At 50.4% G+C, this 20,847-nt stretch carries 18 protein-coding genes and 5 pseudogenes; 14 read left to right on the top strand and 9 right to left on the bottom strand.

All coding sequences use genetic code 11. The features are described 5' to 3' along the window. Positions 1-23: 23 nt before the first annotated feature. Positions 24-1,252 (top strand): IS3-like element ISEc36 family transposase gene (locus tag HV314_RS19775; RefSeq protein WP_110129298.1). Its coding sequence is split into 2 segments (ribosomal slippage): positions 24-339 and positions 339-1,252, totalling 1,230 coding nucleotides; the frame shifts between segments, so codons are not numbered across the junction. Here HV314_RS19775 and HV314_RS19770 read toward each other — a convergent pair. Then, positions 1,216-1,908, bottom strand: coding sequence for a hypothetical protein (locus HV314_RS19770; protein WP_239006977.1), 693 nt, complete (start codon positions 1,906-1,908; stop codon positions 1,216-1,218). The two genes, HV314_RS19775 and HV314_RS19770, sit on opposite strands and share 37 nt — an antisense overlap. Positions 1,909-2,085: 177 nt before the next feature. Here HV314_RS19770 and HV314_RS19765 point away from each other — a divergent pair, with 177 nt between their 5' ends. From HV314_RS19765 to HV314_RS19755, 3 genes are all read left to right on the top strand, one after another. Next, a complete protein-coding gene (locus tag HV314_RS19765; protein WP_001118619.1) occupies positions 2,086-3,009 on the top strand; it encodes an IS5-like element IS903B family transposase in 924 nt (307 codons plus the stop codon). A gap of 414 nt (positions 3,010-3,423) precedes the next feature. Next, positions 3,424-3,630, top strand: a complete 207-nt coding sequence (locus HV314_RS19760; protein ID WP_032654816.1) for a helix-turn-helix transcriptional regulator — start codon at positions 3,424-3,426, stop codon at positions 3,628-3,630. 404 nt (positions 3,631-4,034) lie between these two features. Continuing rightward, entirely contained in the window at positions 4,035-4,610 is a 576-nt protein-coding gene (locus HV314_RS19755) for an inovirus Gp2 family protein (protein ID WP_181546510.1), read from the top strand. Between the two features lie 27 nt (positions 4,611-4,637). Here HV314_RS19755 and HV314_RS19750 read toward each other — a convergent pair. Next, positions 4,638-5,800 (bottom strand): IS3-like element IS3 family transposase gene (locus HV314_RS19750; protein WP_085947771.1). Its coding sequence is split into 2 segments (ribosomal slippage): positions 4,638-5,539 and positions 5,539-5,800, totalling 1,164 coding nucleotides; the frame shifts between segments, so codons are not numbered across the junction. 412 nt (positions 5,801-6,212) lie between these two features. Between HV314_RS19750 and HV314_RS27665 the strand changes: the two are divergent. The 5 genes and pseudogenes from HV314_RS27665 to appA all read left to right on the top strand — a co-directional run. After that, a pseudogene (locus HV314_RS27665) lies at positions 6,213-6,299 on the top strand (hypothetical protein); the annotation flags it as partial. Between the two features lie 145 nt (positions 6,300-6,444). Continuing rightward, positions 6,445-7,404 (top strand): annotated as a pseudogene (locus HV314_RS19745) (cytochrome ubiquinol oxidase subunit I); the annotation flags it as partial. An 11-nt stretch (positions 7,405-7,415) separates the two neighbouring features. After that, positions 7,416-8,552, top strand: a complete 1,137-nt coding sequence (gene appB / locus HV314_RS19740) for a cytochrome d ubiquinol oxidase subunit II (RefSeq protein ID WP_032654819.1) — start codon at positions 7,416-7,418, stop codon at positions 8,550-8,552. Between the two features lie 12 nt (positions 8,553-8,564). Next, the gene (cbdX, locus tag HV314_RS19735; RefSeq protein ID WP_000270305.1) at positions 8,565-8,657 is read left to right on the top strand and encodes a cytochrome bd-II oxidase subunit CbdX; all 93 of its coding nucleotides are present in this window, start codon (positions 8,565-8,567) and stop codon (positions 8,655-8,657) included. Positions 8,658-8,736: 79 nt separating this feature from the next. Next, a complete protein-coding gene (gene appA / locus HV314_RS19730) occupies positions 8,737-10,035 on the top strand; it encodes a bifunctional acid phosphatase/4-phytase (RefSeq protein WP_016239723.1) in 1,299 nt (432 codons plus the stop codon). 119 nt (positions 10,036-10,154) lie between these two features. Here appA and HV314_RS19725 read toward each other — a convergent pair. The 7 genes and pseudogenes from HV314_RS19725 to HV314_RS19695 all read right to left on the bottom strand — a co-directional run. Continuing rightward, a pseudogene (locus HV314_RS19725) lies at positions 10,155-10,847 on the bottom strand (polysaccharide biosynthesis tyrosine autokinase); the annotation flags it as partial. A 148-nt stretch (positions 10,848-10,995) separates the two neighbouring features. Continuing rightward, positions 10,996-11,976 (bottom strand): IS5-like element ISKpn26 family transposase, encoded by a 981-nt coding sequence (locus HV314_RS19720; RefSeq protein WP_032655735.1) that lies wholly within the window; start codon positions 11,974-11,976, stop codon positions 10,996-10,998. A gap of 125 nt (positions 11,977-12,101) precedes the next feature. Continuing rightward, positions 12,102-12,383: a helix-turn-helix domain-containing protein gene (locus HV314_RS19715; protein ID WP_000780222.1), complete on the bottom strand. Its 282-nt coding sequence runs from the start codon at positions 12,381-12,383 to the stop codon at positions 12,102-12,104. Further along, a complete protein-coding gene (locus HV314_RS19710) occupies positions 12,364-12,693 on the bottom strand; it encodes a type II toxin-antitoxin system RelE/ParE family toxin (protein WP_000493286.1) in 330 nt (109 codons plus the stop codon). The genes HV314_RS19715 and HV314_RS19710 overlap by 20 nt, the downstream gene beginning before the upstream one ends. 1,047 nt (positions 12,694-13,740) lie before the next feature. Then, positions 13,741-14,763: an IS110 family transposase gene (locus HV314_RS19705; protein ID WP_103283512.1), complete on the bottom strand. Its 1,023-nt coding sequence runs from the start codon at positions 14,761-14,763 to the stop codon at positions 13,741-13,743. Between the two features lie 160 nt (positions 14,764-14,923). Beyond that, entirely contained in the window at positions 14,924-15,169 is a 246-nt protein-coding gene (locus tag HV314_RS19700) for a hypothetical protein (RefSeq protein WP_255467584.1), read from the bottom strand. Positions 15,170-15,208: 39 nt separating this feature from the next. After that, on the bottom strand, positions 15,209-15,913 hold the full coding sequence (locus HV314_RS19695; protein ID WP_001067855.1) for an IS6-like element IS26 family transposase: 705 nt from the start codon (positions 15,911-15,913) through the stop codon (positions 15,209-15,211). A 355-nt stretch (positions 15,914-16,268) separates the two neighbouring features. On the opposite strand from HV314_RS19695, the gene HV314_RS19690 reads away from it, so the two are divergent. The 5 genes and pseudogenes from HV314_RS19690 to HV314_RS19670 all read left to right on the top strand — a co-directional run. Then, the gene (locus HV314_RS19690; RefSeq protein ID WP_103283513.1) at positions 16,269-17,951 is read left to right on the top strand and encodes a methyl-accepting chemotaxis protein; all 1,683 of its coding nucleotides are present in this window, start codon (positions 16,269-16,271) and stop codon (positions 17,949-17,951) included. Between the two features lie 99 nt (positions 17,952-18,050). Beyond that, positions 18,051-18,368: a hypothetical protein gene (locus HV314_RS19685; RefSeq protein WP_086550888.1), complete on the top strand. Its 318-nt coding sequence runs from the start codon at positions 18,051-18,053 to the stop codon at positions 18,366-18,368. Positions 18,369-18,388: 20 nt separating this feature from the next. Next, positions 18,389-18,691 (top strand): annotated as a pseudogene (locus HV314_RS19680) (transposase); the annotation flags it as partial. Positions 18,692-18,758: 67 nt separating this feature from the next. After that, positions 18,759-19,910: an IS30-like element IS30 family transposase gene (locus HV314_RS19675; RefSeq protein ID WP_001254932.1), complete on the top strand. Its 1,152-nt coding sequence runs from the start codon at positions 18,759-18,761 to the stop codon at positions 19,908-19,910. Between the two features lie 9 nt (positions 19,911-19,919). Continuing rightward, positions 19,920-20,345 (top strand): annotated as a pseudogene (locus HV314_RS19670) (IS3 family transposase); the annotation flags it as partial. Positions 20,346-20,847 lie beyond the last annotated feature (502 nt).

Below are 20,847 nucleotides of genomic sequence, written 5' to 3'. Positions count from 1 at the left end.
TTAGACTAGTCGTTGGAGTCCGAATGATTGATGTTTTAGGTCCAGAGAAGCGCAGACGGCGAAGTGTTCAGGAAAAAATCGCCATTGTTCAGCAGAGTTTTGAGCCCGGAATGACCGTGTCGCTGGTCGCCCGTCAGCATGGCGTTGCTGCCAGTCAGCTGTTCCTGTGGCGTAAGCAGTATCAGGAAGGCAGCCTTACAGCCGTTGCCGCAGGAGAACAGGTTGTGCCCGCGTCGGAGCTGGCATCTGCGATGAAGCAAATTAAAGAGCTGCAGCGCCTGTTGGGCAAGAAAACCATGGAAAACGAGCTGCTAAAAGAAGCCGTTGAATATGGCCGACAAAAAAAGTGGATAGCGCACGTGCCCTTGTTGCCGGAGGATGGCGAATAAGCCTTGTCAGTCGTTGCCTCCGGGTCTCACGTGCGCAACTGCATGCCATGGCCCGTCGGTCGAAGGACTGGCAGGATCGTCGGTGCAAGCGCAAGCCTGATGATACTGACGCGCTGGCCCGTATCCATACCGTTATCGGCGATCTGCCCACCTATGGTTATCGTCGGGTATGGGCACTGCTGCGCAGACAATCAGAAACTGACGACATGGCGGTGATCAATGCCAAACGCGTATACCGCATCATGCGTCAGAATGCGCTGCTGCTTGAGCGTAAACCGGAAATACCGCCATCGAAGCGGGCGCATACAGGGAAAGTGGCCGTTGGAGAAAGTAACCAGCGGTGGTGCTCTGACGGCTTCGAGTTCAGCTGTGATAACGGTGAAAAACTGCGGGTCACGTTCGCTCTGGACTGTTGCGATCGCGAGGCACTTTACTGGGCGGCCAGTAACGGTGGATATGACAGTGAAACCGTGCAGGACGTCATGCTGGGTGCCGTGGAGCGTCGCTTCGGTAACAGCCTGCCGACATCCCCAGTTGAGTGGCTGACAGACAACGGTTCAGCCTACCGTTCTTATCAGACGCGTCAGTTCGCCAGAATGGTAGGACTGGAGCCTAAACATACGGCGGTACGTAGCCCGGAAAGCAACGGGATGGCAGAGAGCTTCGTGAAAACGATGAAGCGCGATTACATCAGCATCATGCCGAAACCCGACGGGTTAACAGCGGTAAAGAACCTTGCGGAGGCCTTCGAACATTACAACGAATGGCATCCGCATAGTGCACTGGGGTATCGTTCGCCACGGGAATATCTGCGGCGACGAACCAGTCATGGGTTAAGTGATAAAAAGTGTATGGAAATATAGGGGCCAATCCACTTACGAAAATAAGAAATTTTCTGACTTAAACTTACAGGAGCTAAATCAATAAACCTCATCAAAGTACAAATGCGTTCTTGTTCGGATGTTGTATTCGGGCTGTAGTTGTCGGGATCTGCGCCAGATGTTAAATAAAATCTACGCGAGTATTTTTCAGGTGTATCTCTATTTTTTTCTTTATTGCTAGGGGAGATTCCCATCTGCATTTCGGCTTGTACTTCATCAAGTGAGAAATTTTTAATTTCATCAATGTTTTCAAATTCAAAAAAGGATGCAGGAGTTGAGTTCGGGTTGTAAATATTATCTTGTGCAAAGATATTCACGCTCGAGGAGGTTTCAGGACTGATTCTGTTGTTATATATATACATTAAGGCAAACCACGATCCTCTATCAGAACCTTTGAAACAATCGAACTTCTCTTTGTCAATGATTTTGTAATGGAACTGTTTTTTCAAGTAAGTACGCGCACTTTGTATTGCTTCATTATTGAATAGGAATTTAGTGTTCAATATATGATTAATGAGTTTTTGAAATTCCTCAGGCGTGTCGAAATTACTCGCCTGCTTAATGTAATCTTCGTTGTAATACAGACTCAGAACGTAAAGGGAAAAGAACTCCTCTCTCACTTCGTCATACCTAAGCATGTACCCTCCAGTGTGATATCACATCTGTCCGATGCTTTCAAAAGTATAAATGAACCATGATGATTTGGCATCTGCAAGGTGACTGTTGACTGGTTTTTTGGGCTTTGTTGAATAAATCGAACTTTTGCTGAGTTGAAGGATCAGATCACGTATCTTCCCGACAACGCAGACCGTTCCGTGGCAAAGCAAAAGTTCAAAATCACCAACTGGCCCACCTACAATAAAGCCCTCATCAACCGTGGCTCCATAACTTTCTGGCTGGATGATGAAGCTATTCAGGCCTGGTATGAGTCAGCAACACCTTCTTCACGAGGCAGACCTCAGCGCTATTCTGACCTTGCCATCACGACTGTGCTGGTCATTAAACGCGTATTCAGGCTGACCCTGCGCGCTGCGCAGGGCTTTATTGATTCCATTTTTTCTCTGATGAACGTTCCGCTACGCTGCCCGGATTACAGCTGTGTCAGCAGGCGGGCAAAGTCGGTTAATGTCAGTTTCAAAACGCCCACCCGGGGTGAAATCGCACACCTGGTAATTGATTCCACCGGGCTGAAGGTCTTCGGTGAAGGCGAGTGGAAAGTCAAAAAGCATGGCCAGGAACGCCGCCGTATCTGGCGTAAGCTGCATCTCGCCGTTGACAGTAAAACACATGAAATCATCTGCGCTGACCTGTCGCTGAACAACGTTACGGACTCAGAGGCCTTCCCCGGGTTAATCCGGCAAACCCACCGGAAAATCAGGTCAGCCGCCGCCGATGGCGCTTACGATACCCGGCTATGTCACGATGAACTGCGGCGTAAGAAAATCAGCGCGCTTATCCCTCCCCGAAAAGGTGCGGGTTACTGGCCCGGTGAATATGCAGACCGTAACCGTGCAGTGGCTAATCAGCGAATGACCGGGAGTAATGCGCGGTGGAAATGGACAACAGATTACAACCGTCGCTCGATAGCGGAAACGGCGATGTACCGGGTAAAACAGCTGTTCGGGGGTTCACTGACACTGCGTGACTACGATGGTCAGGTTGCAGAGGCTATGGCCCTGGTACGAGCGCTGAACAAAATGACGAAAGCAGGTATGCCTGAAAGCGTGCGTATTGCCTGAAAACACAACCCGCTACGGGGGAGACTTACCCGAAATCTGATTTATTCAACAAAGCCGGTTTTTTGCTGATTTTTTAATGATAAAGTAGTGATTACTAACTGATTAGTAAGTGATTAATGGCTGGTTGCCTCCTGTGATTTTTCTGCCTCTGGTAAATTGGGGGAGAGTACTGATCAACTCACCACTCTGAATAATTTTCATGATTGCACTCTACAAAGTTTCGACATCCGTCAAATTGTAACGGTCAGAGAACAGCGTTACACGAGGTTTTCCGTATCTATGCATTCTTAGTTGGGTAGCTCAACTGCTCCTTCCAGATCTTTTTTTACGTCACACCCCATTCATGTGGAGGAGAAGGCGTGAACAATTAGTTATCGCCTGCTCCGGTGCTCTTCTCGCAATGGGACACTCAGCATGAAAACTAAACCTGCACTAATGGAAGATGAGTTCATCGATATGAAGTTTATCACACGCCTTACTGGCCTGAGTGATAAATGGTTCTATAAGTTGATACAGGAAGGGGTATTTCCGAAACCCATTAAGATGGGTAGAGCTTCTCGCTGGTTAAAAAGCGACCTGGAGGAGTGGTTGCAGGCTAAAATTAATGATTCCAGAAATTAAATATTTTGGACTGTGTTTATCAAATTCCATGCCCTTTTTGCTGCTTAATTTTAAATGACACTCTGATCATGCACCGTGATTGAAATAAGTTATAGCCACCCCTTAATCATTTTTTTCAGACGACATTAACTTCGGAGTAAATAATTTAACACAATGAAATATCAAACCGTATCTGGCCTGAATGTTGAGTATTAATACGTGACGGATTGTTAATATATATCAGTACATAAACCCCAATATTCCAGTAATACACACCTACGCAATACACACCAAGCAATTTAGTCAGCATCACCCAACTAACATCCAACACAAACTCAATAAGCCAGATTTGATACCACCTAATTACCTCAACCATCGCGGGTAAGGTTCCGTCCTGCCCGATATTCAGATCACAGGAATCTATTATGCTTAATGATATTTATCTTGACCAACGTCATGCCCCATTCAATACAACGTATTTGCAACGGATGCTGGGTGTAATTGATAACGCTATAGCACAACACCCAAGGACAATGGCTGTCCGTGTCGATCTACGTCTGCCTGATGACAACTGTAATAGGAATAGTGGTCTGATATCCCGTTTCATTGAATCGCTTAATGCAAAAATCGATGCTCGGTACCGAAATAAAATAAAGAATGGCATCAGGAGCTACCCATGCCAGTTGCGTTACGCCTGGGTTCGGGAAGTGGGAGAAATAAACGAGAAGTCCCATTACCACATGGTACTTTTCGTGAACAAAGACACATTCAATGGACTTGGGAGCTATGGAGAAGGGGGAACGGGATTAGCCAGCCTGATACGTGAAGCCTGGCTGAGCGCTTTGCAACTAGGCCCTTACCCCGAATACCGAACGTTGGTCCACATCCCAGATAATCCCCTGTATTATCTGGATGCCAACGCCACAGACTATCGTGCGGTTTACGATAAGCTCACTTTCCGTCTGAGCTACTTTGCGAAGGAGCGCACCAAGTCATACTGATCCTACCCACGTAATATGGACACAGGCCTAAGCGAGGTTCTTGTTTTCAAATTGTTCCGGACTGAGGCCGCCACACCAACTGTGCCGCCGCCACCGATTGTAATCACATTCGATATAATTAAACACCGTTGCCCGCATTATTTCCCGGCTGATAAAGTGTTCTCCATGGATACATTCCACTTTCAGCGAATGAAAGAAGCTTTCCACGCAGGCATTATCGTAGCAGCAACCTTTTGCGCTCATACTTCCACGCAGATTATGCCGCTTCAGTTGCGCCTGATAATCTGCTGAACAGTACTGGCCTCCACGGTCCGTGTGAACGATAACGTTCCGGGGCCTCTTACGCCGCCACAGCGCCATCTGCAGGGCATCGCAGGCCAGTTGCGCCGTCATGCGTGGCGACATTGACCAGCCAATAACGGCACGTGACCACAGGTCAATGACCACTGCCAGATACAGCCAGCCTTCATCTGTACGTAAGTACGTGATGTCTCCTGCCCACTTCTGGTTCGGGCCACTGGCGTAAAAATCCTGCTCCAACAGATTTTCTGACACAGGCAGGCCGTGTGCGCGGTAGCTGACCGGGCTGAACTTCCGGGAGGCCTTTGCCCTCAGTCCCTGACGGCGCAGGCTTGCCGCCACGGTTTTTACGTTAAAGGGGTAACCCTGAGCACGCAGTTCATCCGTCAGGCGTGGGGCACCGTAACGCTGTTTTGACCGGGTAAAAGCCGCGAGGACAACGCTGTCGCAGTGTTGGCGGAACTGCTGACGCGTGCTTATCCTTGTCCGCCGCTGACACCACGTATACCAGCCGCTGCGGGCCACCCGGAGCACGCGGCACATTGCTTTGATGCTGAACTCAGCCTGATGTTTTTCAATAAAGACATACTTCATTTCAGGCGCTTCGCGAAGTATGTCGCGGCCTTTTGGAGGATAGCCAGCTCTTCATCCCGTTCTGCCAGCTGGCGTTTGAGACGTGCAATCTCGGTAGACATCTCCAGTTCACGTTCAGAAGACGTCTGCTGATTTTGCTGTTTACTGCGCCAGTTGTAGAGCTGTGATTCATACAGGCTGAGTTCACGGGCTGCGGCAGTAACACCGATGCGTTCAGCAAGCTTCAGGGCTTCACTGCGAAATTCAGGCGAATGCTGTTTACGGGGTTTTTTACTGGTTGATACTGTTTTTGTCATGTGAGTCACCTCTGACTGAGAGTTTACTCACTTAGCCGCGTGTCCACTATTGCTGGGTAAGATCATACAGCCGAGATGAACGCTCGTTTGGCTGCAGTCAGTCCTGAGGCAAAACAAACTAAGTCTATAAAGATTTTTTCAGCCTGGCTCTAATCGACTGAATCTCAGCATACTCCGCTTTTGAAGCCTTGACACGTCAGTTGTTCTTTCACCTCTGAGTGGCTACTCGCGACTGCCTGCAGGAGACTGATTATGTTATTGACCGCAAAATCCATTAACTGACTTTTCGACTTAATCTCCTTAAGTTATGTGAGAAATTTGCCGATATGAAAACATGATCCTCCAGTCGCTACTGACATGCCCTGTCAGTAGCAACTGGTAATCTCAAGGAAAAATTACAAGGAGAACGCGCATGAGCGGGCATGAGGTAATGGTACAAAGAATGACCGCTATTATTGCAGAACTTTACCAGTACGGTTTTGTATCACGTAAGAAGATGATGGACGAATTCAACATCAGTGAGCGTACTTTGTATCGTGATCTTAATCGTCTGGGCGACAGAATCGTCCCCGATGGTGATGGTATTTACAGGCTGGCTCCCGCTTACGCTAAACCTCAGGCTCTAAAAGAACAACAAAATCTCGGCCATGTTTATTATGGCGATCAGCGCCTGGTATTTACTGCGCGGACGGGAGCGCGATGTCGCATTACGCTCGTTTGCCATCGGTTCCGTCTTCGGTACTCTGGCGATTATTGGCACGCTGCAACTCGGAGACAGTTCTGCGTATGAAGTCGCGCAAGTACAACCGGTAAAACTGGCGGCGATGGAAGGGGAGTGGCAAACGGAACCTGCACCTGCACCGTTCCATGTGGTTGCCTGGCCGGAACAGGATCAAGAGCGTAACGCCTTTGCCATCAAAATTCCCGCGCTGCTAGGGATCCTCGCCACTCACTCATTAGATAAACCCGTGCCGGGTCTGAAGAATTTGATGGCTGAAACCTACCCACGCTTGCAACGCGGACGTATGGTCTGGCTGTTAATGCAGGAAATATCGCAAGGCAATCGTGAGCCGCATGTGTTGCAGGCATTCCGGGAACTGGAAGGTGACCTGGGCTACGGCATGTTGCTCTCCCGCTATGCGCCGGATATGAATCATGTCACAGCCGCACAGTACCAGGCGGCGATGCGTGGTGCAATACCTCAGGTTGCGCCGGTATTCTGGAGTTTCCGCATCATGGTGGGCTGTGGTTCCCTGCTGCTACTGGTGATGCTGATTGCGCTTGTCCAGACGCTGCGTGGCAAAATCGACCAGCATCGCTGGGTGCTGAAAATGGCGCTCTGGAGTTTGCCGTTGCCGTGGATTGCGATTGAAGCCGGGTGGTTTATGACCGAGTTTGGTCGTCAGCCGTGGGCGATACAGGACATCTTACCGACATACTCCGCGCACTCCGCCTTAACCACAGGACAACTGGCTTTCTCACTGATCATGATCGTAGGGCTTTACACCCTGTTCTTAATCGCCGAAGTCTACCTGATGCAGAAATATGCCCGTCTGGGGCCGAGCGCGATGCAGAGTGAACAACCGACGCAGCAACAGGGGTAAAGGAGAAAATCATGTTTGATTATGAAACATTGCGCTTCATCTGGTGGCTGCTGATTGGCGTGATCCTGGTGGTCTTTATGATCTCCGACGGATTTGACATGGGGATCGGCTGTTTGCTGCCGCTGGTGGCGCGTAATGATGATGAACGCCGGATAGTGATTAATAGCGTTGGTGCGCACTGGGAAGGCAATCAGGTCTGGTTGATCCTCGCAGGTGGGGCATTATTTGCCGCCTGGCCCAGAGTGTATGCAGCGGCGTTTTCCGGCTTTTATGTGGCGATGATCCTGGTGCTGTGCTCGCTGTTCTTCCGCCCGCTGGCCTTTGATTATCGCGGAAAAATCGCCGATGCACGCTGGCGTAAAATGTGGGATGCCGGTCTGGTCATCGGCAGTCTGGTGCCGCCGGTAGTCTTCGGTATCGCCTTCGGCAACTTGTTGCTCGGCGTGCCGTTTGCCTTCACACCGCAATTACGCGTGGAGTATCTCGACAGCTTCTGGCAACTGCTGACGCCATTCCCTTTATTGTGCGGATTGCTCAGCCTTGGGATGGTGATTTTGCAAGGTGGCGTCTGGTTACAACTGAAAACTGTTGGTGTGATTCATCTGCGTTCACAGCTGGCGACTAAACGCGCTGCACTGTTGGTGATGCTGTGCTTTTTGCTGGCGGGTTACTGGCTGTGGGTCGGTATTGATGGCTTTGTACTGCTCGCCCAGGATGCTAACGGTCCTTCCAATCCGTTAATGAAACTGGTGGCAGTGCTACCTGGTGCCTGGATGAATAATTTTGTCGAGTCGCCCGTTTTGTTGATCTTCCCGCTACTGGGGTTCTTCTGCCCATTGCTGACGGTGATGGCGATTTATCGTGGTCGCCCGGGTTGGGGATTTTTGATGGCATCATTGATGCAATTTGGCGTGATTTTCACGGCAGGTATCACGCTGTTCCCCTTTGTCATGCCGTCAAGCGTGAGTCCAATCTCCAGCCTGACGTTGTGGGACAGCACTTCCAGTCAGCTGACGCTGAGTATTATGTTGGTAATCGTGCTGATATTTTTGCCCATTGTGTTGCTCTACACTCTCTGGAGCTACTACAAAATGTGGGGGCGCATGACGACAGAAACTCTCCGCCGTAACGAAAACGAGCTGTACTAAGGAGCAGGAACAATGTGGTATTTACTTTGGTTCGTCGGCATTTTGTTGATGTGTTCGCTCTCCACCCTTGTGTTGGTATGGCTGGACCCGCGATTGAAAAGTTAACGAACGTAAGTCTGATGCGGCGCATTAGCGTCGTATCAGGCAATCAATAATGTCGGATATGAAAAGCGGAAACATATCGATGAAAGCGATCTTGATCCCATTTTTATCTCTTCTGATTCCGTTAACCCCGCAATCTGCATTCGCTCAGAGTGAGCCGGAGCTGAAGCTGGAAAGTGTGGTGATTGTCAGTCGTCATGGTGTGCGTGCCCCAACTAAGGCCACGCAACTGATGCAGGATGTCACCCCAGACGCATGGCCAACCTGGCCGGTAAAACTGGGTTGGCTGACACCGCGCGGTGGTGAGCTAATCGCTTATCTCGGACATTACCAACGCCAGCGTCTGGTAGCCGACGGATTGCTGACGAAAAAGGGCTGCCCGCAGCCTGGTCAGGTCGCGATTATTGCTGATGTCGACGAGCGTACCCGTAAAACAGGCGAAGCCTTCGCCGCCGGGCTGGCACCTGACTGTGCAATAACCGTACATACCCAGGCAGATACGTCCAGTCCCGATCCGTTATTTAATCCTCTAAAAACTGGCGTTTGCCAACTGGATAACGCGAACGTGACTGACGCGATCCTCAGCAGGGCAGGAGGGTCAATTGCTGACTTTACCGGGCATCGGCAAACGGCGTTTCGCGAACTGGAACGGGTGCTTAATTTTCCGCAATCAAACTTGTGCCTTAACCGTGAGAAACAGGACGAAAGCTGTTCATTAACGCAGGCATTACCATCGGAACTCAAGGTGAGCGCCGACAATGTCTCATTAACCGGTGCGGTAAGCCTCGCATCAATGCTGACGGAGATATTTCTCCTGCAACAGGCACAGGGAATGCCGGAGCCGGGGTGGGGAAGGATCACTGATTCACACCAGTGGAACACGTTGCTAAGTTTGCATAACGCGCAATTTTATTTACTACAACGCACGCCGGAGGTTGCCCGCAGCCGCGCCACCCCGTTGTTGGATTTGATCATGACAGCGTTGACGCCCCATCCACCGCAAAAACAGGCGTATGGTGTGATATTACCCACTTCAGTGCTGTTTATCGCCGGACACGATACTAATCTGGCAAATCTCGGCGGCGCACTGGAGCTCAACTGGACGCTTCCAGGTCAGCCGGATAACACGCCGCCAGGTGGTGAACTGGTGTTTGAACGCTGGCGTCGGCTAAGCGATAACAGCCAGTGGATTCAGGTTTCGCTGGTCTTCCAGACTTTACAGCAGATGCGTGATAAAACGCCGCTGTCATTAAATACGCCGCCCGGAGAGGTGAAACTGACCCTGGCAGGATGTGAAGAGCGAAATGCGCAGGGCATGTGTTCGTTGGCCGGTTTTACGCAAATCGTGAATGAAGCACGCATACCGGCGTGCAGTTTGTAATGCATAAAAAAGAGCATTCAGCTACCTGAATGCTCTGAGGCTGATGACAAACGAAGAACTGTCTAATGCGTAGACCGGAAAAGGAGTTCACGCCGCATCCGGTCACTTTACCTTCAGTTTTACTCTTTCTCGGAGTAACTATAACCGTAATAGTTATAGCCGTAACTGTAAGCGGTGCTGGCGCGTTTAATCACACCATTGAGGATAGCGCCTTTAATATTGACGCCTGCCTGTTCCAGACGCTGCATTGACAAGCTCACCTCTTTGGCGGTGTTCAGGCCAAAACGCGCAACCAGCAGGCTGGTGCCGACAGAGCGCCCCACGACCGCAGCATCGCTCACCGCCAGCATCGGCGGCGTATCGACAATCACCAGATCGTAATGGTCGTTCGCCCATTCCAGTAATTGACGCATCCGATCGCGCATCAGCAGTTCAGACGGGTTAGGTGGCATCTGACCGCGAGTAATCACATCAAAGCCTCCTTTGCCAAAATGCTGGATCACTTTGTTGAGCTCATCTTTACCTGCCAGATATTCCGACAAGCCATGTGCATTACTCACGGTAAACAGGTTATGCGAATAACCATGGCGTAAGTCGGCATCAATAAATAACACTTTTTGATCGGACTGGGCGATCACCGCTGCCAGAGTTGAACTGACAAATGTTTTACCACTGTCTGGCGTCGCACCGGTGATCATCAGAATGTTATTCTCAGTCTCCATCATAGCGAAATGCAGACTGGTTCGTAGCGCACGTACGGCTTCCACAGCAGAATCCGCCGGGTTATCCACCGCCAGGAAGGGGATATTTTTAGGGAAGGTGCGAATAAGCGGGGAAATTCTTCTCGGCTGACTCAGTCATTTCATTTCTTCATGTTTGAGCCGATTTTTTCTCCCGTAAATGCCTTGAATCAGCCTATTTAGACCGTTTCTTCGCCATTTAAGGCGTTATCCCCAGTTTTTAGTGAGATCTCTCCCACTGACGTATCATTTGGTCCGCCCGAAACAGGTTGGCCAGCGTGAATAACATCGCCAGTTGGTTATCGTTTTTCAGCAGCCCCTTGTATCTGGCTTTCACGAAGCCGAACTGCCGCTTGATGATGCGAAACGGGTGCTCCACCCTGGCACGGATGCTGGCTTTCATGTATTCGATGTTGATGGCCGTTTTGTTATTGCGCGGATGCTGCTTCAAGGTTTTTACCCTGCCGGGACGCTCGGCGATCAGCCAGTCCACATCCACCTCGGCCAGCTCCTCGCGCTGTGGCGCTCCTTGGTAGCCGGCATCGGCTGAGACAAATTGCTCCTCTCCATGAAGCAGATTACCCAGCTGATTGAGGTCATGCTCGTTGGCCGCGGTGGTGACTAGGCTGTGGGTCAGGCCACTCTTGGCATCGACACCAATGTGGGCCTTCATGCCAAAGTGCCACTGATTGCCTTTCTTGGTCTGATGCATCTCCGGATCGCGTTGCTGCTCTTTGTTCTTGGTAGAGCTGGGTGCCTCAATGATGGTGGCATCCACCAAAGTGCCTTGGGTCATCATGACGCCTGCTTCGGCCAGCCAGCGATTGATGGTCTTGAACAATTGACGGGCCAGTTGATGCAGCTCGAGCAGGTGGCGGAAATTCATGATGGTGGTGCGATCCGGCAGGGCGCTATCCAGGGATAATCGGGCAAACAGGCGCATGGAGGCGATTTCGTACAGGGCATCTTCCATGGCACCGTCGCTCAGGTTGTACCAATGCTGCATGCGGTGAATACGCAGCATGGTCTCCAGCGGATAGGGCCGTCGGCCATTGCCCGCCTTGGGATAAAACGGCTCGATGACAGCGGTCATATTCTGCCATGGCAGAATCTGCTCCATGCGGGAGAGGAAAATCTCTTTTCGGGTCTGACGGCGCTTAGTGCTGAATTCACTATCGGCGAAGGTGAGTTGATGGCTCATGATGTCCATCTGGGATGTGCTCCGGATGAATATGATGATCTCATATCAGGAACTTGTTCGCACCTTCCTTAACAAAATTTTGGGACTGACCGAAACAAAAAGGCCAGCCCCGGAGGGCTGGCTATTCAGTACAGGGCAATGACAGGTTTCTTGATGCCGCAGGCGTGAGCGTAGCGGGTCAGTGTGTCGATGCTGGCTTTGGTGATGTTGTTTTCCAGGCGAGAAATAACCGGAGGTGTAACCCCCATGCGTTCAGCAACCTGCGCTTTTGTCAGGTTGTCATGCTTGCGCCATTCAGCAAGCAGCTCCCTGAGCTTTTCCTTACGTTCTTCTTCCTGCCATGCAGCGCGATATTCATCGTCCTGCATCCACTCGTTATGCAGTTCTTTATGGCTTACCAGTTTCATTAAGTACCTCCGCTAACCGCTTTTTGGCGAGATCGATTTCTTTCGCTGGCGTTTTCTGTGACTTCTTGATGAAAACACGGAGCATGATGATGGTATTGCCTTTGTGGTATACCCAGATTCCCCTGGCTATGTCCGTCCCCATCGTGCGGATCTCAAAAAGTCCATCGCCCAGGGGCTTCGTGTCCGGCTCCCGCAGTAATCGGGCGTCATACTCCAGTTTGCCGATGAGACGGTCAAACTTCACCCTGATTTTTACGGGTAATGCTGTGGCTTCTTCCCTGGCTTCCGGGTGATAAACAACGCTAAACATGTGACCTCCCATTTCTATTAATATTAACCTATAGGCTAATTTCAGACAAGGTAGAATTAACCTATAAGCTAATTTTGTTGGCAGTTATCGTGGCTACCCGGTCACTACCCTGTTAGCGTGAGTTTTCGTTCCACTGAGGAACGGGGATTTATGCGCGTTAGCGCATGTAAGGCGGCAGGATGAAATGACAGGTAGCACCGAGGGTTAGCCGCCGATACCAGTGAGGGATCGAAAGGGATCGCCTATCCATCCCTTCACCCTGCAAAGCCATATTCCGCTAAAAGCGGCTCAGAGGCTTTTGTGCGCGGTCGGAGTGGTCACAACAAGGCGAAGCCGCAGTTGGGGCGTATCTCCTCGTTAGCGGGTCGTAAGAGCCGCTTACGAGCGTGTAAGCTAATTCTTCAGCGATATTTGCTGACGTATCCGGCGTGGCCGGATTTGTCCAATCCCTCGATGGCTAACAGGCGAGCTGTTAGCCATCGAGGGATTCCGTTCTGAATGCCCCGCGCTTTAGCGTGGGGAGCTACTTTTGAGGCGCTCGCGCCGATGCTGTTCGGTTATCCACTTTTTAAAGGGGATAACAGTAATGTCTTTTATTTTTTTTGGTTTATCTTTTAATACGTAAGTAATTAAAAGATAAACCAAAAGAGTATTTGCGCCATCTCGTTTGCACTTCATTATCACTTACCCACAAGCTATACAGCAGTTGTGGTGGGTCTACGCCGGAACCGCCGAAAAATCCGTCATTCCTGTAGGCGGGATGGGTTGGATTTCGAAAATTATTGTACTATAAGGGCTTCCCCGGCGTGTCAACGCCGGTGTTTATGGTTTCTGTCTGCTCTTCAGTAAAAATAAAGGGGAGAGACTGCGGTACTATAAACGGCCATGATGAATCGTCATCGATTCGGACCCTGATGAAAGACGCGCGTGAGGTTCTTGTTCGTTAAGCGGATACGTATATCCTGTACAATAGCCAGATAGGCCTCACGGGGTCTAACCCTTTATCATCAACGAATTGCAGGTCAGATGGTTATTTTGTTTCGTGCTTTAGCTGGCTGAGTACAGCCTGAAATCATCACCGTAATGCAATGATGCCCAGCACAGCCTTGCGTTTTTGGCGGCGATGGCTACAACGGCACGCCAGTATCCTCTGCGATCGACCAGTGAACAGACCCAACGACTGAATAAATCAGTCCTTTTCTCGGCACCAATCAGAACCGAACGAGCCCCCTGAACCAGTAGCGTTCGCAGATACGAATCGCCAGCTTTAGTTATCCTGCCAAGCTTTGATTTCCCACCACTGCTGTACTGCGATGGCGTTAGTCCCAGCCAGGCTGCCAGTTGTCGCCCATTTTTAAAATCGTGTGCATTACCGATACTGGCGACCAGCGCACAGGCCGTTGTGGGACCAATCCCTTTCAGTTCCATCAATCGCTGGCTGCGGTGATCTGTTTTTGCCATGCGGGACAAAATCCGGTCATATTCAGTAATATTATCTTCAATACGATCAATGTGTTCCAGCAGGTCATTAACACATTGTTGAACCTGAAGTGGCAAAGAACTCTTCTGCTCAGAAACCATGTGACGCAGGGCATCTGTACTTTGTGGGGCGATGACACCGAATTCCGATATCAAACCTCTCAATCGGTTATATGTTGCTGTTTTCTCTTCGATAAAACCCTGTCTGATACGGTGTAGGCATTGCATCGCCTGCTGGCTCTCATCCTTCACTGGTACAAACCGCATATGCGGGCGACGAACTGCTTCACAGATAGCCTGAGCATCAGCTGCATCATTTTTGCCTGATTTACCGGCCATGCGGTAAGGAGATACAAATTTAGCAGCCATCAGCCGTGGTTCATGACCATATTGCCGAAACAACCTTGCCCAGTAGTGAGCCCCGGAGCATGCCTCCATCCCGATAACACAGGGAGGTAAACTGGCAATCAGCTCAGGAAGGGCAGCACGCGATACTTTGGGTTTAACCAGAACAGTTTTACCGTGTTGGTCAACGCAGTGAACAGCGAACACATTTTTAGCAAGAGCGATACCGACAGTCGTGATGGTCATAACGAATCCCTCCGGGGCTATGTTTACCCCATGATTGCACAAGAGTTAATCAGGCGCATATCCAGGGGAAGTCCCTTCCATTCGTTAAGGCTGTTTTTTGTACTGAGGTTTATTGCAGACGTGCAGAATCCCCGCCAGCTAAGGCGGTAGTAGGCGGGGATCAGGCAAAGGTTAGGGAGTAGTATTCCTGTTTGCGCTGGCGAGCCACTTCACGCTTCGCTTTCATCCTGGCTAACCCGGCAGCGGCCTTACGCGTCCAGTTCTCAACCTTGATAGCGATTAACCGGACATCCCCGGAGGATATGATTTCTTCCGGGTTGGCCTTAAGCAGCCTGGCGCGTTCCCGGTAAACCTGTTTTAGCGGGATGCCGAGAATGGCGAAGAAATCCTCTGGGCACTGTTGCAAAGTTAGCGATGAGGCAGCCTTTTGTCTTATTCAAAGGCCTTACATTTCAAAAACTCTGCTTACCAGGCGCATTTCGCCCAGGGGATCACCATAATAAAATGCTGAGGCCTGGCCTTTGCGTAGTGCACGCATCACCTCAATACCTTTGATGGTGGCGTAAGCCGTCTTCATGGATTTAAATCCCAGCGTGGCGCCGATTATCCGTTTCAGTTTGCCATGATCGCATTCAATCACGTTGTTCCGGTACTTAATCTGTCGGTGTTCAACGTCAGACGGGCACCGGCCTTCGCGTTTGAGCAGAGCAAGCGCGCGACCATAGGCGGGCGCTTTATCCGTGTTGATGAATCGCGGGATCTGCCACTTCTTCACGTTGTTGAGGATTTTACCCAGAAACCGGTATGCAGCTTTGCTGTTACGACGGGAGGAGAGATAAAAATCGACAGTGCGGCCCCGGCTGTCGACGGCCCGGTACAGATACGCCCAGCGGCCATTGACCTTCACGTAGGTTTCATCCATGTGCCACGGGCAAAGATCGGAAGGGTTACGCCAGTACCAGCGCAGCCGTTTTTCCATTTCAGGCGCATAACGCTGAACCCAGCGGTAAATCGTGGAGTGATCGACATTCACTCCGCGTTCAGCCAGCATCTCCTGCAGCTCACGGTAACTGATGCCGTATTTGCAGTACCAGCGTACGGCCCACAGAATGATGTCACGCTGAAAATGCCGGCCTTTGAATGGGTTCATGTGCAGCTCCATCAGCAAAAGGGGATGATAAGTTTATCACCACCGACTATTTGCAACAGTGCCGTTAAAGTTTACCGGACTGTTGCCGATAATCTTATTAACGTTGTGATCTACGCAACGGTAGACCCCATAGACATTGTCAGATTTCAGACCAGCCCTCACCGTCTGGTCTTTTTTGGCAGGACGCTTCGGGGTATTAAGTGGTCGTGTCTGACATACTCCATTCAGGCACACTGATACCGATAACAGATCTCGTTAATCAAAATATGATTCCTCATAAATAAGTCTGGAGGCACCAGTTATTTGTCAGGGACACCGGGGTCCGAAATAACCAGCTTCATTCACGGGTAATAAAATGAAAATCAAAGACTTTAGTGTGGGTATCAGGCTGGCTGGCAGCTTCAGCCTAATTCTGGTTCTTATCATGATCATGACAGTGACCGGAGTGGGGTACCTGAACTCTATGCTCACTTCCACCGAACGCGTGATGAATAATTATCTTCTGCAGGAGCGTATGGCGAATGAATGGCAGACCGGTATTGAATCAAACGGTGCGCTTGGACTGGTTCTGCTGACGTCGGGGGACCCGGATATCAGGACATATGCACAGCAGCGGATAGAGAAAACCCGTGCTCGCGTGGATATACTGCAGGATAAATTTAACAGGGAGCTTACTTCAGAGCAGGGTATTAAGCTGCTGAAAACCATTGGTGAAAAGCGTCAGGTGTATGCAGATACCCTGGTAAAAGCTCTTCAGATCAGTGAGCAGGGGGACCGTGAAGCCCTGAACCGCTTCATTCGGTCACAGCAATTACCGATCATAAATGACTACATGGCCAGTCTGCAGGCACTGGTGGAATACGAAAAAACAAGCATAGATAAAGCGGGTGAAGTTATCGCTGATAATGGTACGGCAGCCATACTGACACTGATCATCACTGGGTGTATGGCGCTTCTTCTGGGAGGTGTGCTGGCATGGCTGATCACCAGAAGCATTACCAGTCCGTTGATTTCAGCCGTCCGGATTGCCCGGGAAGTGGCGGAAGGTAACCTGTGTGTGGAGATTAAAGTGGACTCACAGGACCAGCTGGGGCAACTGATGCAGGCACTGCGTGATATGTGCGGGAGTCTGAGTAACACCGTCCGGGAAGTACGTCAGGGAGCGGACAATATTGCGCTGACTGCAGCAGAAATCAGCAGTGGTAATACAGACCTGTCAGCCCGCACCGAAGAGCAGGCTGCCGGTGTGGAACAGACGGCGGCCACTCTGGAACAACTGACGGCCACCATAAACAATACTGCCGGCAATACAGCACAGGTTTACCAGTTTGTGACAGAAACAACGGCCATTGTGAAACAGAATGGAGTGGTCATGAGTGAGGTGTCTTCCCGGATGCAGGAGATTTACGACACCTCGTCTGAAATGACAGCCATCATCCAGGTCATCGACGGGATTGCCTTCCAGACCAACATTCTCGCGCTTAATGCTGCCGTGGAAGCCGCACGCGCCGGCGAGTCCGGCCGTGGATTTGCGGTTGTGGCCGGAGAGGTTCGTAATCTGGCTCAGCGCAGTGCTTCTGCCGCGCGGGAAATAAAAGAGCTCATTGATGACTCCGTTTCCCGCATTGCATCCGGCCGTACCCTGGTTGAAAAAGCAGACAGGGAAATGGAGGATATCATCAGTAACGTCCAGAGCATGGAAGGGCTGATTGAGGAAATAGCCAAGGCCAGTCGTGAGCAGGGAGATGGTATTGCCCAGATTAACAGCGCCATGGGCCAGATAGACAGCACCACCCAACAAAATGCAGCTCTGGTGGAACAGTCTGCAGCCACTGCCGCTTCGTTGCAGAATCAGTCACGGATTCTGCAGGAGAAGGTGAGCGTATTTCGTCTCCGTGATAATAAAAAACGCGATGCTGAACGAAAAAATACCATAGTACCGACAATCAGCAACACCAGCCCGCAGAGTAAGGTTAAAGCGGTAAAGTCCGTTCGTGAAACGGAACAACACGCCAGCGAGAACTGGGAAACCTTCTGACCCCCGACAACAGCGGGATCCTGTCGTTCCCGTTTTGTCAGCCATAATCTCCCGGCATGGTGTTCGCACTGTGCCGGTTATTTACAGGCGACAGTAATAATGAGTGAAATAAATCCCCGTCAGGCTAAATATGCAGACATACATGCGAAACTGACCGACCGGATGCAGTCTGTCAGGGTCATCCTTGAACAGATGGAAGGACACGAGTACGCCGCAATCAGCACCTACATGAATAACATGGAAGCGATTGCCTGCTTTTACGAGGAGGCAGGGGAAAGTCTCAGTGAGCCAGACTTCCTGAACTACCTGAAACAAAACGACCTTAACCTGTTTATTGAAATTCTCTCTGTGGGACGCGCCATTTCACTGATGAAAAACCTGCTGGTGAATATAAGGTGGCTTGTAGTGGCACAGTAAATTTGGCCACCTGATTAAAGGTGATATTCTCACCTCAACACAAAACAGGTGACTTAATGAACAAGAAAACCAAACGTAGTTTCACCCCTGAGTTCAGGCTGGAATGTGCACAGCTGATTGTTGATAAGGGCTACTCATATCGACAGGCCAGTGAAGCGATGAATGTGGGTTCTACTACGCTTGAGAGCTGGGTACGCCAGCTCAGGAGAGAGCGCCAGGGGATTACGCCCTCTGCCACACCCATTACTCCAGACCAGCAACGTATCCGCGAGCTGGAAAAGCAGGTTCGCCGTCTGGAGGAGCAAAATACGATATTAAAAAAGGCTACTGTAGATTCAATTGGTCAACGCAACAGTTATGTGAAAACATGGGGTTGCGGAGGTTTTTTGAATGAGACGAACATTTACAGCAGAGGAAAAAGCCTCTGTTTTTGAACTATGGAAGAACGGAACAGGCTTCAGTGAAATAGCGAATATCCTGGGTTCAAAACCCGGAACGATCTTCACTATGTTAAGGGATACTGGCGGCATAAAACCCCATGAGCGTAAGCGGGCTGTAGCTCACCTGACACTGTCTGAGCGCGAGGAGATACGAGCTGGTTTGTCAGCCAAAATGAGCATTCGTGCGATAGCTACTGCGCTGAATCGCAGTCCTTCGACGATCTCACGTGAAGTTCAGCGTAATCGGGGCAGACGCTATTACAAAGCTGTTGATGCTAATAACCGAGCCAACAGAATGGCGAAAAGGCCAAAACCGTGCTTACTGGATCAAAATTTACCATTGCGAAAGCTTGTTCTGGAAAAGCTGGAGATGAAATGGTCTCCAGAGCAAATATCAGGATGGTTAAGGCGAACAAAACCACGTCAAAAAACGCTGCGAATATCACCTGAGACAATTTATAAAACGCTGTACTTTCGTAGCCGTGAAGCGCTACACCACCTGAATATACAGCATCTGCGACGGTCGCATAGCCTTCGCCATGGCAGGCGTCATACCCGCAAAGGCGAAAGAGGTACGATTAACATAGTGAACGGAACACCAATTCACGAACGTTCCCGAAATATCGATAACAGACGCTCTCTGGGGCATTGGGAGGGCGATTTAGTCTCAGGTACAAAAAACTCTCATATAGCCACACTTGTAGACCGAAAATCACGTTATACGATCATCCTCAGACTCAGGGGCAAAGATTCTGTCTCAGTAAATCAGGCTCTTACCGACAAATTCCTGAGTTTACCGTCAGAACTCAGAAAATCACTGACATGGGACAGAGGAATGGAACTGGCCAGACATCTAGAATTTACTGTCAGCACCGGCGTTAAAGTTTACTTCTGCGATCCTCAGAGTCCTTGGCAGCGGGGAACAAATGAGAACACAAATGGGCTAATTCGGCAGTACTTTCCTAAAAAGACATGTCTTGCCCAATATACTCAACATGAACTAGATCTGGTTGCTGCTCAGCTAAACAACAGACCGAGAAAGACACTGAAGTTCAAAACACCGAAAGAGATAATTGAAAGGGGTGTTGCATTGACAGATTGAATCTACAACCGCGCTCTTGATGTCAGACTCCCTGAACAGTTCTCGATAATCGGGAAACTCAGAGCGCATTATCCTGTGGCCACACTCTGCCATGTGTTCGGGGTTCATCGCAGCAGCTACAGATACTGGAAAAACCGTCCTGAAAAACCAGACGGCAGACGGGCTGTATTACGCAGTCAGGTACTTGAGCTACATGGCATCAGCCACGGTTCGGCCGGAGGAAGAAGCATTGCCACAATGGCAACCCGGAGAGGCTACCAGATGGGACGCTGGCTTGCTGGCAGGCTCATGAAAGAGCTGGGGCTGGTCAGCTGTCAGCAGCCGACTCACCGGTATAAACGTGGTGGTCATGAACATGTTGCTATCCCTAACTACCTTGAACGGCAGTTCGCCGTGACCGAGCCAAATCAGGTGTGGTGCGGTGATGTGACCTATAGTGTGCCCGGAGTTCAGGGCGGGCATGGATGCTTAAATGAACCGCGAGTCTGTCTGGAATATTGAACCGGTAACTCACGATGAGAAACCCAACAATCCCACCGGGTGTGACGGTGGAGAACCTGAGCGGCAGTGACCTGCGGCATGCCCGCAGGGTGATGTAACCCGCTGACAACGGGGATTGAGGCGAGATCACTAAGCCGAGATGATCCTCAAGGTTAAGTACTGAAAGGCTGAAGAACATGAACCCGTTAATCCGCCTCTGTGGGTTGAAAACGTCACCACGGCCTACGTGATCTGACAGGCCGTGCAGGAGGAACTGGCAGTGATACGTAAGCACTGCCGGTCGAAGGTGTTTTGACATGTATGCGAAACACCGGGGCAGCAGCGTCTATCACGCTTGCGTTGCTGACCTCTGCCAACTTGCGGCAAGCAAGGATAAAGAGTGCGACGGGCAGCCTCCTCAGTATGCCTGAGTCCAGGCAGGTAAACCGGGGAAGGT

It is taken from the genome of Citrobacter sp. RHBSTW-00887, assembly GCF_013728095.1.
Lineage (GTDB): Bacteria > Pseudomonadota > Gammaproteobacteria > Enterobacterales > Enterobacteriaceae > Citrobacter > Citrobacter braakii.
This window is presented reverse-complemented; position numbering and strand designations above follow the sequence as displayed.